Source organism: Litoreibacter janthinus (genome assembly GCF_900111945.1).
GTDB classification, from domain to species: domain Bacteria; phylum Pseudomonadota; class Alphaproteobacteria; order Rhodobacterales; family Rhodobacteraceae; genus Litoreibacter; species Litoreibacter janthinus.
The window spans coordinates 2665074-2679431 of the sequence record NZ_FOYO01000001.1 but is presented as its reverse complement, the minus strand read 5'-3'; the positions used below and the strand labels follow the sequence as shown (position 1 = coordinate 2679431).

15 protein-coding genes are annotated in these 14358 nt (G+C 58.3%); 8 read left to right on the top strand and 7 right to left on the bottom strand.

The features are described from left to right. Nucleotides 1-154: 154 nt before the first annotated feature. Nucleotides 155-751, bottom strand: a complete 597-nt coding sequence (locus BM352_RS13345; RefSeq protein WP_175500687.1) for an SRPBCC family protein — start codon at nucleotides 749-751, stop codon at nucleotides 155-157. A 40-nt stretch (nucleotides 752-791) separates the two neighbouring features. Next, entirely contained in the window at nucleotides 792-1697 is a 906-nt protein-coding gene (locus tag BM352_RS13340) for an SDR family oxidoreductase (RefSeq protein ID WP_090217676.1), read from the bottom strand. A gap of 119 nt (nucleotides 1698-1816) precedes the next feature. On the opposite strand from BM352_RS13340, the gene BM352_RS13335 reads away from it, so the two are divergent. Further along, complete coding sequence (locus BM352_RS13335) at nucleotides 1817-2428, top strand: helix-turn-helix transcriptional regulator (RefSeq protein ID WP_090217673.1); 612 nt, start codon at nucleotides 1817-1819, stop codon at nucleotides 2426-2428. 148 nt (nucleotides 2429-2576) lie between these two features. On the opposite strand, the gene BM352_RS13330 is transcribed toward BM352_RS13335, so the two are convergent. Further along, nucleotides 2577-3206, bottom strand: a complete 630-nt coding sequence (locus BM352_RS13330; protein WP_090217671.1) for an MSMEG_1061 family FMN-dependent PPOX-type flavoprotein — start codon at nucleotides 3204-3206, stop codon at nucleotides 2577-2579. 332 nt (nucleotides 3207-3538) lie between these two features. On the opposite strand from BM352_RS13330, the gene BM352_RS13325 reads away from it, so the two are divergent. Further along, nucleotides 3539-4165 carry a YdeI/OmpD-associated family protein gene (locus tag BM352_RS13325; protein WP_090217668.1) on the top strand — a complete coding sequence of 209 codons (627 nt, stop codon included), beginning with the start codon at nucleotides 3539-3541 and terminating at the stop codon, nucleotides 4163-4165. A 48-nt stretch (nucleotides 4166-4213) separates the two neighbouring features. On the opposite strand, the gene BM352_RS13320 is transcribed toward BM352_RS13325, so the two are convergent. Continuing rightward, entirely contained in the window at nucleotides 4214-4885 is a 672-nt protein-coding gene (locus BM352_RS13320) for a TetR/AcrR family transcriptional regulator (RefSeq protein ID WP_245780991.1), read from the bottom strand. A 77-nt stretch (nucleotides 4886-4962) separates the two neighbouring features. On the opposite strand from BM352_RS13320, the gene BM352_RS13315 reads away from it, so the two are divergent. From BM352_RS13315 to BM352_RS13295, 5 genes are all read left to right on the top strand, one after another. Then, nucleotides 4963-6303 carry a flavin-containing monooxygenase gene (locus tag BM352_RS13315; RefSeq protein WP_175500686.1) on the top strand — a complete coding sequence of 447 codons (1341 nt, stop codon included), beginning with the start codon at nucleotides 4963-4965 and terminating at the stop codon, nucleotides 6301-6303. Continuing rightward, nucleotides 6303-7205, top strand: a complete 903-nt coding sequence (locus BM352_RS13310; RefSeq protein WP_090217664.1) for a bile acid:sodium symporter family protein — start codon at nucleotides 6303-6305, stop codon at nucleotides 7203-7205. The genes BM352_RS13315 and BM352_RS13310 overlap by 1 nt, the downstream gene beginning before the upstream one ends. Then, a complete protein-coding gene (locus tag BM352_RS13305) occupies nucleotides 7202-8137 on the top strand; it encodes an SDR family oxidoreductase (protein WP_090217662.1) in 936 nt (311 codons plus the stop codon). Before BM352_RS13310 ends, BM352_RS13305 begins: the two co-directional genes overlap by 4 nt. Then, complete coding sequence (locus BM352_RS13300) at nucleotides 8134-8898, top strand: SDR family NAD(P)-dependent oxidoreductase (protein WP_090220254.1); 765 nt, start codon at nucleotides 8134-8136, stop codon at nucleotides 8896-8898. Before BM352_RS13305 ends, BM352_RS13300 begins: the two co-directional genes overlap by 4 nt. Before the next feature lie 106 nt (nucleotides 8899-9004). Beyond that, on the top strand, nucleotides 9005-10387 hold the full coding sequence (locus tag BM352_RS13295) for an MmgE/PrpD family protein (RefSeq protein WP_175500685.1): 1383 nt from the start codon (nucleotides 9005-9007) through the stop codon (nucleotides 10385-10387). Here BM352_RS13295 and BM352_RS13290 read toward each other — a convergent pair. Genes BM352_RS13290 through BM352_RS13280 form a run of 3 tightly spaced genes read right to left on the bottom strand, consistent with a single transcriptional unit; the run spans nucleotide 10384 to nucleotide 13043 of the window. Beyond that, nucleotides 10384-11151, bottom strand: coding sequence for a hydroxypyruvate isomerase family protein (locus tag BM352_RS13290; protein WP_090217657.1), 768 nt, complete (start codon nucleotides 11149-11151; stop codon nucleotides 10384-10386). The genes BM352_RS13295 and BM352_RS13290 overlap by 4 nt on opposite strands. Further along, nucleotides 11151-11795, bottom strand: coding sequence for a 3-oxo-tetronate 4-phosphate decarboxylase (otnC, locus tag BM352_RS13285; RefSeq protein ID WP_090217655.1), 645 nt, complete (start codon nucleotides 11793-11795; stop codon nucleotides 11151-11153). Before otnC ends, BM352_RS13290 begins: the two co-directional genes overlap by 1 nt. Nucleotides 11796-11852: 57 nt before the next feature. Further along, a complete protein-coding gene (locus BM352_RS13280; protein ID WP_090217654.1) occupies nucleotides 11853-13043 on the bottom strand; it encodes a winged helix-turn-helix domain-containing protein in 1191 nt (396 codons plus the stop codon). 117 nt (nucleotides 13044-13160) lie between these two features. On the opposite strand from BM352_RS13280, the gene BM352_RS13275 reads away from it, so the two are divergent. After that, nucleotides 13161-14345, top strand: a complete 1185-nt coding sequence (locus BM352_RS13275) for an FAD-dependent monooxygenase (protein ID WP_175500684.1) — start codon at nucleotides 13161-13163, stop codon at nucleotides 14343-14345. Nucleotides 14346-14358: the final 13 nt, after the last annotated feature.

The window sequence follows — 14358 nt, the reverse complement described above, 5'->3', positions numbered from 1 at the left end:
GATCGGGTGGATGCTTGTGAACGATCAGACGGAAAAGACTGATGCTTCCGAAGGTCACGACGTCGCGTTGAAGAGCGGCGAGCAGATCTGTCATCGTTAGGCGACGTCCACGACTGCACCAAACTGAGGCAATCGTGGGCCGCCAAGATGCAGGTTACTTCTCTGCGGCGGCCTTCAGCTCTGCATTGAATAATTGATACATCGGCAAAAGTTGGGTGACGAAGTTTGCGGCATAAGGGTTGTCGACAATGCCGTCGGATTGAATGAACAGCGTTCTGTCGTCACAGGGCTGGACTTGATAGAAATGATTGTCGTGCCCACCCCCGATGTCCGCTGGGAATGGATCAGACCATCCGATTTTGCTGCCCTCTTCATAGATCAGTGTGTGCGGAATTTCGTTCGCAACAGGGTCGCCATTTTCGTCAACCCCGAAGAGGAAAGTGATCACGACGCGTCCGCCATTTCGGATGTCGCCGGTCATGCCCTGCAAGGTGCCCGTGCTCCAATCTGCCATAGCCTCGAAATCGGTTAGGGTGGCCCAAACATCTGCCGCTGGGGCGTCGATTAGGATGGATGTATTTACAGTGGCATGGGTCGCGTTCAGTTGCGCGATGCTGCCGCTCATCATCGTGGCATCACAGGCCAATTCTGCGCCTTGGCCAGACGTTTCGGCAAATATCGGGGTGCCGCTGGTAACTACGACAAGGGATGCGACAAGGCAGGCGGACTTGGAGAGGCGAGGGTGTGTCATGTTCATTCCTGTGACTTCAGAGATTGGCTGTTTTGAGGTGTTACGCTTTGGCGCGCAGTCGGTTCACCAGCAGGTCGTCCCGCAATATTTCGGGTTTGAGCGCGGTAAGCTCTGTGACATCCCAGTTGGCGCTCAGGTATCGTCCTTTGGCCCAATCCGCGTCGCCAGTGCTCAGCCAGACAGCAAAGCTCGCGGCCAAACTCGGGTCGTCGACAAGATACTCATGCATATGGGCGGGCATGCTGTGCCCGATATCCGTCGCGACGCCACCTGGATGGACAGCAAAGCACTTGATCCCGTCCTCGTCGTGGTCACTTTGCACGAACTCGCACAGACGGTTGATAGCATGTTTGGAGGTTTGGTAGTCGGACGCGCCCGGCATTACAAACTGCGCACCGATTGACGAGATGAGGATAAGATGGCCGCCGCTGCGGCCCTCGGCGCCCCGTGTCTTGGCGCTCTCGATCAGATGGGGCAAGGTGTAGCGGATAACGTGGTAGCTGCCCTGCATATTGACCTCCCAGTTGCGCCACCAGCCTTCCGGATCGCTTTCACCGATCTTAACCCACGGCCCAAGATATCCCGCGTTGGCATCTGCGACATCGATGGCTCCGAACTGTGCTGCGCAATCCTTTACTGCAGCTTCAACTTGGCGTGCATCCGTGACATCACAAACCGCGTAAGCGCATCGTGTGTTCGGGTTGGCAGTCCTCACAAGGTTCTGCGTCTCTTTCAGGGCTTCCTCAGAGCGTGCTGTGAGGTAGACCGCTTTGGCACCTGCTTGCGCAAAAGCCGTGGCGGTGGCCTGACCGATCCCCTTTGACGCACCAGCGATGAATATGACTTTATCTGAGGCGCTGTCTTTGAGCGCCACTTGCGGATCGATTGCGTCATAGCAGGTGTTATGCGCCGTAAGATCGAGGAACTGGGATTGAATGGATGACATGGGACTACTCCTGGCTTCCCCTACGTAAAGATTCGCCTGCTAATCTATCTAGACTTTGAGCTTTACTTCACGCCTCATTTTCAGAACTGTACGATCGTACAGTTTTAAAGAGGGCGCGGATGAGTTCGGGATTTAGCGATGCACTCTTGCGTGACATAAAAAACCTTGCACCATCAGGGTTTAGGGTCGTTCGAAATGCAAGCATCACTGATGCGGTCAGCGACTTCGTCGAAGGTATGCCAGAGGCGTGGGTCAAGGTTTACGTCAAAGGCGGCTATGCAATGGGCGACCCGGTCTTTCTGTGGTCGGTCCTGAACAGCGGTTCCAAACGCTGGTCGGAAATCAGAATAAACGACTTCCACGGGGTCCTTGAAAAATCAAAAGAGTATGGGCTGAATTTCGGTGTTGTCACTTCGCGACTAGAGAACGGACGGTTCTCTATTCTGTCAGTGGCGCGCGCCGACCGAGAGTACACGGACGCAGAGATCGATTTATGCAAAGGCCTGTTAGACAAGGCGGTTTTGGAAGGGGGCACGATCGCCTTATTGAAGCCTACCGAACGGGACGTTTTGTGGGCCTTGTCACAAGGCGAGACTCTCAAGGATTTCGCAGAGCAAACGGGTGTCCCGATCTCTACGATCAAGGATCGCCTGAGACGGGCGCGTATTGCGCTTGGAGCCAAAACCGCAGCTCAGGCTGTCGCAGAGGCGATACGAAAGAAGCTGCTCTAGCAGACGGTCGGCGTAGGAGGCGTTTGGGGCAAAGTGGTGGTTTGTTCTTACGAGCGAGGCGGAGCTGTTCAAGCGCTCTTGAGGTTCTGAAAGAACTTACCATTCACGCAGCAAAGTTCCGCAGCACCGGAAAGCTAAATACCATTATTCAGTATAGGCGAGCGCCTTCATCGGCAGAGTGATCTTCCTGAACGTCGTCGAGCGTTTGCTCTCTATCAACCGTCTCAATTACCCACTCTGCAAGCGTCGGCGCAGACTTCCGCGGGGGCCAATGATCCGGATGCCACAATCGAGAGCGGATGAAAGACTTCGAGCAATGCATGAAGGCTTCTTCGACTTCGATCACCAAGGCGAGCAATGGCTCTTTTCCGTTTACCGCATGCCTTTTGCTAATGGCTGCGTCCTTCACGATGCGGGCCTTTCCAGCAATTCGGAGTGTGTCTCCATGGCCGGGCACGATGAACAATAGCGCCACATTGGGGTCTTCCAAAAGGTTTTGAAACCCGTCGACCCGATGGTTGCCAAGCCTATCGGGGATGATAAGCGTCTTGTCGTCGTAAACCTCTACAAACCCTGCCGGGTCGCCCTTGGGCGACACATCGATGAGGCCGTCGGTTGCTTTGGTGGCCACAATAACAAATGGCGCAAGTTCGATGAATTTTCGGGCCACGTCATTCAAGCGGTCACTCACCTTGAGGAAAGTGTTGGTGAAACCCTCGGTTGGCAATAGCTCCCTGAGGCGTTCGACGGTCTCGATCTGTTCATCAATTTTCAGCACGACACGCTCCGGATAAGTGTTTGGAACGAGTCTACGCCCAAAGCCCTATTTCTCAAAGCCGCCCTGGTTGGCCGACTTCCAGTACACTCTTTGGCTGGCGCATCGAGTCTCGCGAGACTTGTCGTATCAAGTGAAAAGCCTTGGAAGTGGATATAGTATGAACGGCTGTGCGCGATACTCAGGCATTCCAAATCAAGTTCGGGAGCTTGCGTTCCCGCACAAAAAAACGGTTCCGCCGCGCGATCACACTCAATGAAATCATTCGCGCGCTCGGCCAAGGGGAGTAATGTGCCTCAGAGGGTGCGGCTCGGGTGCGAAAGGAGCGACTGGGGATGGCGATGATCACCGACGCGGATGATTTCTTTACCAAGGGGTGTGGTCGGTGCGGCCGCTTCGACACGCCGCAATGTTCAGTGCAGCGGTGGGTCGACGGGCTGCGCGATCTGCGCCGCATTTGCCTTGATATGGGGTTGGTAGAAACTGTGAAGTGGGCGCACCCCACCTATATGCACGCTGACCGCAACATCGCGATCCTCGGCGCCTTCAAGGGCGATTTCAGGCTTAGCTTCATGAACCCTGGACTTCTGAAAGACACCGAAGGCGTGTTGGAGAAGCTGGGACCGAACAGTCAGACGCCCGGAACAATCCGCTTTAGGGATTTTGCACAGGTTAGCATCATGGAACCGGTGATCCGGTCATATCTGGGGCAGTTGATGGCTCATGCCGAGGCAGGGACGAAACCACCGAAAGTCGACCGCAAGAGCGATATGCCCGATGAGCTGAGCGCGGCGCTGGACGATGATCCGGAGTTGGCTGACGCGTTTCACGCCCTGACACCGGGTCGGCAGAAGAGCTACATGTTCAACCTCAATCAGGCCAAGACATCCGCGACCCGCGTGGCCCGGATCGAGAAGTTTCGTGACAAAATACTTGCGGGCAAGGGCGCGATGGAGCGTTAAGGGTCGCGTCGTTGCAGCCATTAAAGTGCGACCAACATACGACGCGCCTTAGCTGGCGTTCGACAAGAGAGCCATGTAGCCCGCGGCTGCGTATGTGACTAAGCCGTCTAGCCCAACGTGCGCGCCGCCTTGTGCGGGTTGCCCTGCAAGCGCGGCGATGCGCCAGCGCGACGTTGACAGGGCCAGCATCGAGGAGACCGTGTAGACAAATCCCTGAGAAATGGCCAAGGGCTGCGCATCCGGAAAACGGGATTGTAGCGCTACCAAGAAATGCTGCGCCGTAGGATCGAAATAGGTCGCGGCCAAATCCGACCATCGCACATCGGAGGAGATTTGCGCCACAAGCCGTGCATAGGCCCGCCAGCCCAGATCATCCTCAGCAAGATGCAAGAACGGCCCGATAAATGCAGTTAGAATGGCGCTCAAGGCAGCGTCATCAGAGACGGTCGATAAGGTCGGTGCAATCAGAGTGAGTTGCTCTTGTCTCAACACGGCCAATGGTTGGGCGCGGCGGGCGACAATGGCCTCGAAAAACACTTCCTTCGGGCCGCCGTGGTGGTTCACCAGAGCGGTCTGCACATCGGCTGCTTTCGCAATATCGCGGATCGATGCGCCCTCGAATCCCCGCTCTGCAAACAACTGCTCGGCGGCGTCGAATATCCGCTGACGGGTGGCCAAGGACCGTTTGGACGGCGCTCTTTTTCTTTCTAATTCATTCACTTCACGTCCTTTCAAAATACATCTTGCCTTAGTTTGAACGATCGTTCAATTTAATTTGCGACGGAGGAGACATTTCCATGACACAGGCGAAGGTCCCGGCAGTGCTGACGGGGACAGAAAATTCCTATGCGCTGATCGGAGCGGGCCCGATGGGCCTAGCGATGGCAAAGAACCTTGCAGAGCAAGGCATCGCGTTTCACGGGTTCGAGCTACACAGCGATGTGGGTGGGCTGTGGGATATAGATGCGCCGCTGTCCACAATGTATGACACCGCGCACCTGATCTCGTCCAAAACCATGACAGAATTCGCCGATTATCCGATGGATGACAGTGTCGCCGAATACCCGTCGCACCGCGAATTACGCGATTACTTTCGAGGGTTCGCAAAGGAATTTGGCCTTTATGAGCACTATACCTTTGGCGCAAAAATCCTGTCCGCTGAGCCGCTTGGGGATAGCGGTGACGGCTGGCGCGTCACTTGGGACTGTGATGGTGCAACGCAATCTGCCGTCTTTGCGGGGGTTTTGATCGCCAACGGCACTTTGTCAGAACCCAATATGCCAGACTTCAATGGCGCATTTGATGGCGAGTTGATTCATTCCAGCGCCTATCGTTCCCCCAAGCAGTTCGAACGAAAGCGCGTGCTGATTGTGGGGGCGGGCAACTCTGGCTGCGACATTGCGGTGGATGCCATTCACCACGGAGTGTCGTGCGAATTGTCGATGCGGCGCGGCTATTATTTTGTCCCCAAATATGTGTTTGGCAAACCTGCGGACACGATGGGCGGGGCGATCAAGCTGCCGATGTGGCTCAAGCGCAAAGTTGACGGGACCATTCTGAAGTGGTTCGTCGGCGACCCTCAGAAATACGGGTTCCCGAAACCGGATTATGCGCTCTACGAAAGCCACCCAGTGGTGAATTCGCTTATCCTGTTCCACGCAGGGCACGGGGATATCAAGATCCGCGCCGACATTGAGCGGCTGGACGGGAAGACCGTTCATTTTAAGGATGGCACGCAGGGTGAGTACGACATGATCCTCGCGGCGACAGGCTACAAGTTGCACTATCCGTTTATCGATGATGCCCTGCTCAACTGGCAGGGCTCTGCCCCGCATCTGTATCTGAATGCCATGCATCCCACACGGGATGATCTGTTCGTGCTGGGTATGGTCGAAGCGTCAGGCCTTGGTTGGCAAGGGCGGCATGAGCAAGCCGAAATGGTCGCGCGCTATATTGCAGGCTTGGGTAAGGGGACTGCCGCCGCCAAGGCGCTTCAGGCCGAAAAGGCTGAGGGGTTTGAGCGTGCGACTGGTGGGATGAATTATATCGACCTGCCGCGCATGGCTTATTACGTTGATAAAAACACCTACCGGAACGCGGTGACAAAGCAGATCAGAACGCTGAAAGCGGGGGCGTGATGGGCGACGTAGACGGCATCTTGCTGAATTTCAGCCCCGGAAGCCTCATGCTTCTGAATGCCATTCTGGCGGTGGTGATGTTCTCGGTTGCGCTGGATTTGAAGCCGGACGATTTCCGTCGTGTCGCAAGCTCGCCCAAGGCCTTGATCACCGGCTTGTTCTCGCAATTTCTGGTGTTGCCTGCGCTGACATTTCTTATGGTGCTAGCGTTGAATCCACGGCCCTCCATCGCGTTGGGGTTGATCCTCGTGGCGGCGTGTCCGGGTGGAAACATTTCCAATTTCATCACGCACCGTGCGGGGGGGAACTCCGCGTTGTCGGTGTCGATGACAGCGTTCGCAACAGTGGGTGCGGTGCTGCTTACACCTCTCAACATCGCGTTTTGGGGCGGGCTCTACGGCCCGACGCGCGAGATTTTGAAAGCGACGGCAATCGACCCGATCCAGATCGCGATCACCGTAACGCTGATGCTGTTCTTGCCCTTGGTGCTTGGCATCTGGCTCAACAACGCCAGACCCGAGCTTGCGGCGCGTTTGCGCAAGCCGTTGCAGCATGTGTCGCTGGGGATTTTCGTGGCCTTTGTCATTCTGGCCTTGGCGGCAAACTGGGCGTTCTTTTTGCAGTATGCGTGGATGGTGGCAGGGCTAGTCGTCCTGCACAATGCGTTGGCGCTGTCGGGTGGGTTCATAGCCGCAACGCTGGCAGGCCTCAGCCCCTATGACCGTCGCGCGATTACCATCGAGACAGGCATTCAGAATTCCGGCCTTGGCTTGGTGCTGATCTTCGGCTTTTTCGGCGGGCTTGGTGGGATGGCGGTCGTAGCCGCGTTCTGGGGAATCTGGCACGCGATTTCTGGCATCGCACTGGCGGCATTGTTTAACCGGACCGAGGCGGCGCGATGACGCGGATTCTAATCACCGGAGCTGCGGGCGCTGTTGGGCAGGCGCTGATGCAGGAACTGGCAGGCACAGGGCATGAGGTGATCGCCACTGACTTGCGTCGCCCGACCTTGCCCGACGGGGTGCGGTTCGAGGTGCTGGATGTCACCACCGACGCGCCGGACCATGTGATCGGGGCGGTGAAGCCAGATACAGTTGTCCATCTCGCCTCCATCGTGTCGCCGCCGAAAAACTCCACGCGCGAGTTCGAGTATGACGTTGACGTGAATGGCAGCCGTGCCGTCATTGGGGCCTGTGTGACGCACGGGGTGGGGCGCATCGTGGTTACGTCATCGGGGGCCGCCTATGGCTATCATGCGGACAATGCGGTGCCGCTGACCGAAACGGACCCGATCCGCGGCAATGAGGCGTTTCCCTATTCGCACCACAAGCGCTTGGTCGAAGAGATGCTGGCCGAGGCGCGACGCGATCATCCTGAGTTGCAGCAGGTGATCTTGCGTGTTGGCACAGTGCTGGGGGCAGGGGTTGAGAACCAGATCACGGCATTGTTCCGCAGCCCAAAGCTGCTGATGCTAAGGGGCTATGAAAGCCCGTTTGTATTTATCTGGACCAAAGACCTTGCCCGAATTTTGCTCCGCGCGGCCACAAACGGGCCTGCAGGCATTTTTAACGTTGCTGGCGATGGCGCGTTGGGTCTGCCGGATTTGGCCAAAGCAATGGGCAAGCCGCTGCGCCAACTGCCCGCGTGGTTGATTGAAGCCGCATTGCGGGTGGCCAAACCGCTCGGCCTGGCACGGTACGGGCCGGAGCAGGTGCGGTTCCTGAAATATCGCCCTGTGCTGGACAACACCGCCTTGAAGCAGGATTTCGGATATACGCCGGAGTTGACAAGCGCCGAGGTTTTCGAGCTTTGGAAAAGGGCGGCGGGCCTTTGAAAACGGCCGTAATTACAGGCGGTGCCGGCGGGCTGGGACAGGCGTTGACCCATGATCTTTTGCGCGCGGGCTGGCATGTGGTGGTGCTAGACCTTCCAGGTCCCGAGCTTGACCGAATTGCCGCCCAAAACGGCGTGACCGCGCTAGCGAGCGACCTGTGCCGCGAGGAAGACTTGTGCGAGGCCGTTGGTTCGATCCTCAAGGCGCGGCCCAGCATCGATCTGGTGATTTACAATGCGGGTCTGACCCTGATTGGTGCGTTCGACCAGCAAGAAATGGCGGCCCATCGCAAGTTGTTCGAGGTGAATTATTTCGCCGCGGTGTCCTGTGCCGCGTTGTTCTTGGAGGCGGTCCGCAAATCCAAGGGCACCCATCTGGCAGTGTCTTCGGTTGCGGGCTTTGCGCCGCTGACGCGCCGGACGGCCTATGCCGCTAGCAAACATGCTCTGGAGGGGTTCTTTAAATCCCTTCGCTCGGAAGAACGCCCCTATGGCGTGCGGGTTCAAATCGCGGCGCCGTCCTTTGTGGGCACAAATATCGGTCGGCCCGATGATCAGGGGAATGGGCTGTCGCGGCCCGGCGCGGCCTCGGATGCGGTTGATATCATGACACCGGAGCAAGCCAGTGCCGTCATCTTGCGTGGTGTGTCCAAAGGGGCGGATATGATTCCCGTGGGACGGGTGGCTTGGATGGCGTGGTGGCTGAACGGCTTGGTGCCAAGGCTGTATCAGCGGGTCATGGAACGGAAGATTTCGGACTAGCGCTTTTTGCTCCCATTGACCGAGGGTTGGCCGCAATCCCGGCTTGCATGACACTGCAACCGCGCTAGCGTGGCGAAGGATGGTCTTTGCGACAGGGAAATCTCTTATGACCGAAATGGAAGTGCTCGCCGGCCCCAAACCGATTTTTGATGATCTGAGCAAATGGCTGCACGGGCTGGATGCGGATGCACTACCGGTAGAGGTCATGAGCACAGCCAAGTTGCTGGTTCTGGACCTGCTTGGCGTTCTGGCCGCAGCGCACCGCTTAGAGGCAGGGCGCATCGCACGTGATCACGCCGTCCGCCACTGGGCCGCTGGGCCAGACGCCCCGAAAGCGCGGCTGGCATTTGACGGTCGCGTGGCGTCCTTGCCCGGGGCGGCGTTTGCGATGGCGACGCAGTTAGACAACCTTGATGCACATGACGGCTGGCAGCCATCCAAGGGCCACGCAGGGGCGGCGCTGTTGCCTGCGCTGCTCGCGTTGGCAGAGGATGCAAAAGCGCTGTCTGGCCGCGAGGCTCTTGTGCTGATGATCGCGGGTTACGAGACCGCTTATCGCGCCGCTGCTGCCTTACACGGGACGGTGCCGGACTATCACACATCGGGCGCGTGGAATGCCCTTGGCTGTGTCGTGATGGGCGCTCGGTTGCGCGGGGTATCGGACGACGTCTTCCGGCACGCGCTTGGTATTGCGGAATATCACGCCCCGCGCAGCCAGATGATGCGCGAGATCGCCAATCCGACGATGTTGCATGACGGAACCGGTTTCGGTGCGCCGGTGGGGCTCTATGCGCTGCTTATCGCAGAGGATGGCTTTACCGGAGCGCCCGCTGCAACGATCGAGTTTGACGACGCAGCAGGATACTGGGCCGATCTGGGAAAGTCATGGCTGACCTGCCAACAATATGTGAAACCCTATCCGATCTGTCGGTGGGCTCATGCGCCCATTGATGCCGCCTTGGGACTTAAGGTGGCCCACGAAATTGATGCCAAAGACATTGCGGCGGTCGAGGTTCATACCTTCAAATACAGCGCTGACCTGAGCATGAGCGTGCCTGACACCGCGCCCAAGGCGCAGTATTCGTTGGCTTGGCCCGTGGCCTGCGCCTTTGCGTGCGGCGTGGTCGGGGTGGATGAGGTGATGCCCGAAGCTTTCGAGGATAAAGAGCTGATCCGGCTCACACATCTGACCACCGCCCATGTCGATCCCGCATTGGAAGCTGACTATCCGGCGCGGCGGCAAGCCTCCGTGCGGGTGACGTTGACCGATGGACGTCGTTTCGACAGCGGCGTCGTGGAGGCATCGGGCGGGCCTGACCCACAGCCCACCGAAGCCGAGATCGTTGCAAAATTCAGACGCTTTGCGGGCAGCGTCCTGAGCGTTGCACAAGTGGAAGAATTAGAGCGCGCGGTGATGAGTTTGGACAGCCAAGACGCGGACTTCAAAGCTTTGGTGAAGCTTGTAGCAGAGATGAAGATCGCGCCCTAACTGTATGAATTCATCCAGCTAAGACCAGATTCTACAGCGCCACGCGGCTTGTATTCTGCGCCGAATGGGGTGGCCCATCCCAGCTTCGCCAGTTCAGGCAGAAGCCTCGGGAAATTCACCTCGCCCGTGTCGGGCTCACCACGATCAGGCACGGCGGCGAATTGCACGTGGCCGACCTGCTTCTGACACCCTTTGAAAAGGTTCAGAAGATCGCCCTGCATGATTTGCAGGTGATAGCAGTCAAACATGATTTTCAGATTTGGCAGATCGACGTCTGCTAGCGCCTCCTGCGCCTGCGGGACGGTGCCGATGTGATAGCCATTTGCATCGCGGTGGTTCAACGGCTCGATCAAGATCGTGCGTTGCGTCAGGGCGGCTTGGGCGCAGGCATAGCGCAAATTCTGGGCGAAGGTGGCCTTAGTCGCAGCGCTTTGGTCGGTAAAGCCCGCCATGACATGGACATTCATAGCCCCGATCTCGCGGGCGTAGGCCAACGCCTCGTCAATGTAACCTCGCGCTTCGGACTCGCGTCCGGGAATGGCGGCGCAGCCGTTGTCTCCGGCGGCAACGTCACCGCGCTGTGTGTTCAGGCCCAGACACGGCAAGCCGGTTTCGTCCAAAGCAGCTTTGACCTCGGCGGAAGGCGTGGCGTAAGGCCAGTGCAGCTCCACAGCGACAAAGCCTGCCTCTTTGGCATTGTGGATCGCATCGGGTAAGGGCAGGTCGTTCCATAGAAAGCCCAGATTGGCTGAAAACTTCACCATTATTCCCACTCCACATCGAATTTGGTTACGAGGTTTTGGACCTGTTTTGCACTGAGCATCCGCGGGTTGTATCCGCGCATCAGCAGGGCGAGGCGGGCGGTGTCTTCCAGCTCTTCAATCGCATTGCAGGCGGCTTCGACATCCTTGCCAGCCACCACGGGCCCGTGATTGGCAAGCATTACCGCGGTCCGTTTACCTTCTAGCCCGCGCACGGCTTCACCCATCGCAGGATCGCCGGGCATGAAGAAGGGCAGCAGTTTGACCTTGCCCAGCTTCATGATCGCATAGGGGGTGAGCGGCGGCAGGAAATTATCCTCGTCCGCATCGGGCATCATCGACCACGCAACAGAGTGGCAGGCATGAAGGTGGACAACGGCCCCCGCGCTCGAACGTGTGTCGTAAAAGGCAGCGTGGAGGGGCATTTCCTTGGTTGGCGGGTCGCCGTCCACTAACTGGCCGCTTGGATCAAAGCGGGACAGACGGGCAGGGTCCAGACGCCCGAACGATGTGCCGGTGGGCGACACAAGCAAACCACCATCCTCGGTGCGGGCCGAGATGTTACCAGTCGAGCCTCCAGTGAGGCCGCGATCAAACATGGATTTCGCCAGCAGGCAAATCTGCTCACGCAGTTGGGTCTCGGTCATGGGGCCTCCAAATGCAGTCAGATGTTCATCGCCGTAAAGCGCAAAGAAATCAACCTTTTACCGCAGCCAACCTTTTGCGAACTCCAGGTTGGTGGTGCCTGCAAGGGCTGCGCTGCGGGCGATCGCAGTTTCCAGCGCTTTGATGCGACCGCTGCCCATGCGCACGCCACGTTCGGGCCAAAAAGCGCGCACGGACATCACATCTTGCGCTCGGTTGGCCTTCATATCAATGCGTCCGATCATGCGGTCGCCTTCCATCACCGGGAACACGTAGTAGCCGTATTGCCTCTTGGCCTCCGGAACAAAAACCTCGATCCGGTAGTGGAAGCCGAACAGGCGTTCGGTCCGTTTGCGATCCCGTAACGCAGGATCGAACGGGGAGAGAATGCGCACGCGCTTGGTCGGCTCCATCAGTGGCACATCCAGCACGTCCGGCCGCGCGAAGGAGCGGCGGGGTTTGCCTTGGGCGGTGTCCAACATCACCTCGATCAGGTCGCCCGCTGCGAGTTGGGCGGCACACCAGTCCCGCGCCTCGGCTGGGGTGATGATATCCCAAAAGGCGGCCAGTTCGCCCGAGGTGGCAAAGCCCAAACAGTCCATCGCCGTGGTGCAGGCGTGGTCGATCGTCTCTTCGGGAGTGAACCTTTGGTTGAGATGCTCGGGGGGAATAACCCGTTCTGTCAGGTCGTAGAACTTGCGAAAGCCCTCGCGGCGGGTGACGGAAAGCTCACCCGCGCGCCACAGATATTCCAGCGCGGTTTTTGACGGATGCCAATCCCACCAGCCGCCAGAGCCCTTTTTTTCATCTTCGCCCACATCAGCGGAACAGCAGGGACCATAATCGGAAATGCGTTTGAGGACTGTCGCAAATCTTTCTTCGAACCCGTCGCGGTGCCAATTCTTGTAGCGCACCCGCAGATTGGCCGCATCACGCGCGAATTTCAGCCGCCAATGACCAAAATTATCCATATCAATCACTGAGGCATCATGGGTCCAGTGCTCGAAGACGAGGCGGTCTGCCAATAGCTTGTCGAGCGCTTTGGGGCGATAATTGGTCCGGCGGGCGTGCAGGATCATATGGTGGGCGCGCGCGACGGTGTTGATGCTATCAAGTTGCACGAAAGTCAGGTCTTGCAGCATCTGGTGCAAATCACCGGCTTTCCCAAGTCCGGTCGGCGCTTCACATAGCCTATGCCGCGCCAGATGATGGTGGCGCACAGTGGAAAGCGGAATAACGGGCAGGGTCATGCGTGGCTCCAGCGGTGTTTTGCCACTATGGCGCAGCAGGGGTCTTTCGCGCCACCCGGAACCTGCGTATCGTCGCGAAAAAGACATCGGCAAGAAAAATCGGGGCGGCTAAGTTTCATGACCAAAAAACGCGCAGTAGTTGCGGGCGGCGGTATCGGCGGTCTGGCTTGTGGTCTGGCGCTGGCGCAAACGGGCTGGGAAGTCGAGGTATTGGAGCAGGCGCCAGAGCTGGCAGAAGTTGGCGCAGGCCTTCAAATCAGCCCGAACGGGATGGCCGTGCTTGATCGTTTGGGCGTGACCCCGTTGATTGAAGGTGCGTTGTTCGAGCCTGAGGCAATCGAGCTGCGAATGGGGCGCACAGGCCGACAAATATTCCGGCTGCCGATGAAAGGCACTGCCGAAGCGCGTTGGGGCAACCGGTTTATCCAGATACACCGTGCGGACCTCCACTCGGCGCTGGCAAAAGCGCTGCGTGCGCAGCCATCCGCACGGGTGCGGACCAACGCGCGCATCACGGGATATGTGCGGGAGCGCGGCGGCGCGTCTGTCTATCTGGACCGTGGTGACCGCGTGTTTGGCGACATCCTTGTCGGGGCGGATGGCGTGCGCTCTCAAATCCGCCAGCAAATGTGCGGTGGGGATCGCGCTCGTTTTACAGGAAACGTGGCGTGGCGCGCTGTGGTGCCCGTGGCGGCTTTAGGGGAAAACGCCCCGCCGCCAATTGGCGTCATCTGGGCTGGCCGCAAAAAACATGCGGTGACCACGCGGATCAAAGGCGGCAGCCATGTGAACTTCGTGGGCATCGTCGAGCAGGACAGCTGGACCGAAGAAGGCTGGTCCATTCCGGGCAACGTTGAAGAGGCATTGGCCGATTTTGGCGATTGGCAACCTTGTTTAAGGTCGGTGCTGGAGGCGTCGACCGGATTGTTCCGGTGGGCGCTGTATGGTCGACCCCCGCTTGCCAAATGGTGCGATGGGCCGGTGACACTGCTGGGCGATGCGGCACATCCGATGCTTCCGTCTATGGCGCAAGGTGCGGTAATGGCCTTGGAAGATGCGGTGGTTCTGGCAGATGCTCTGTCACAGGACGGCGATAAGACAAGCGCGCTGCAAAGCTACGAAGCGACGCGCAAACCGCGGGTCACCAAGGTTCAGGCCCGATCTGTCGCAAATTCGCACATGTTCCACCGTCACAGCACGCTGTCACAGGTTGCAACTTACGCTCCAATGGCCGTTGCGTCCCGCTTGTCGCCCGCCTTAATACACCGCCAGCAAGACTGGATTTATGGATATAAAACATAATCTTGCGACCCGC

Bases quoted from the DNA above. Each gene is read 5' to 3' on its own strand.
- BM352_RS13345 (WP_175500687.1), bottom strand. From the start codon at position 751: ATGACACACCCTCGCCTCTCCAAGTCCGCCTGCCTTGTCGCATCCCTT.
- BM352_RS13340 (WP_090217676.1), bottom strand. From the start codon at position 1,697: ATGTCATCCATTCAATCCCAGTTCCTCGATCTTACGGCGCATAACACC.
- BM352_RS13335 (WP_090217673.1), top strand. From the start codon at position 1,817: ATGAGTTCGGGATTTAGCGATGCACTCTTGCGTGACATAAAAAACCTT.
- BM352_RS13325 (WP_090217668.1), top strand. From the start codon at position 3,539: ATGGCGATGATCACCGACGCGGATGATTTCTTTACCAAGGGGTGTGGT.
- BM352_RS13315 (WP_175500686.1), top strand. From the start codon at position 4,963: ATGACACAGGCGAAGGTCCCGGCAGTGCTGACGGGGACAGAAAATTCC.
- BM352_RS13310 (WP_090217664.1), top strand. From the start codon at position 6,303: ATGGGCGACGTAGACGGCATCTTGCTGAATTTCAGCCCCGGAAGCCTC.
- BM352_RS13305 (WP_090217662.1), top strand. From the start codon at position 7,202: ATGACGCGGATTCTAATCACCGGAGCTGCGGGCGCTGTTGGGCAGGCG.
- BM352_RS13295 (WP_175500685.1), top strand. From the start codon at position 9,005: ATGACCGAAATGGAAGTGCTCGCCGGCCCCAAACCGATTTTTGATGAT.
- BM352_RS13290 (WP_090217657.1), bottom strand. From the start codon at position 11,151: ATGGTGAAGTTTTCAGCCAATCTGGGCTTTCTATGGAACGACCTGCCC.
- otnC (WP_090217655.1), bottom strand. From the start codon at position 11,795: ATGACCGAGACCCAACTGCGTGAGCAGATTTGCCTGCTGGCGAAATCC.
- BM352_RS13280 (WP_090217654.1), bottom strand. From the start codon at position 13,043: ATGACCCTGCCCGTTATTCCGCTTTCCACTGTGCGCCACCATCATCTG.
- BM352_RS13275 (WP_175500684.1), top strand. From the start codon at position 13,161: ATGACCAAAAAACGCGCAGTAGTTGCGGGCGGCGGTATCGGCGGTCTG.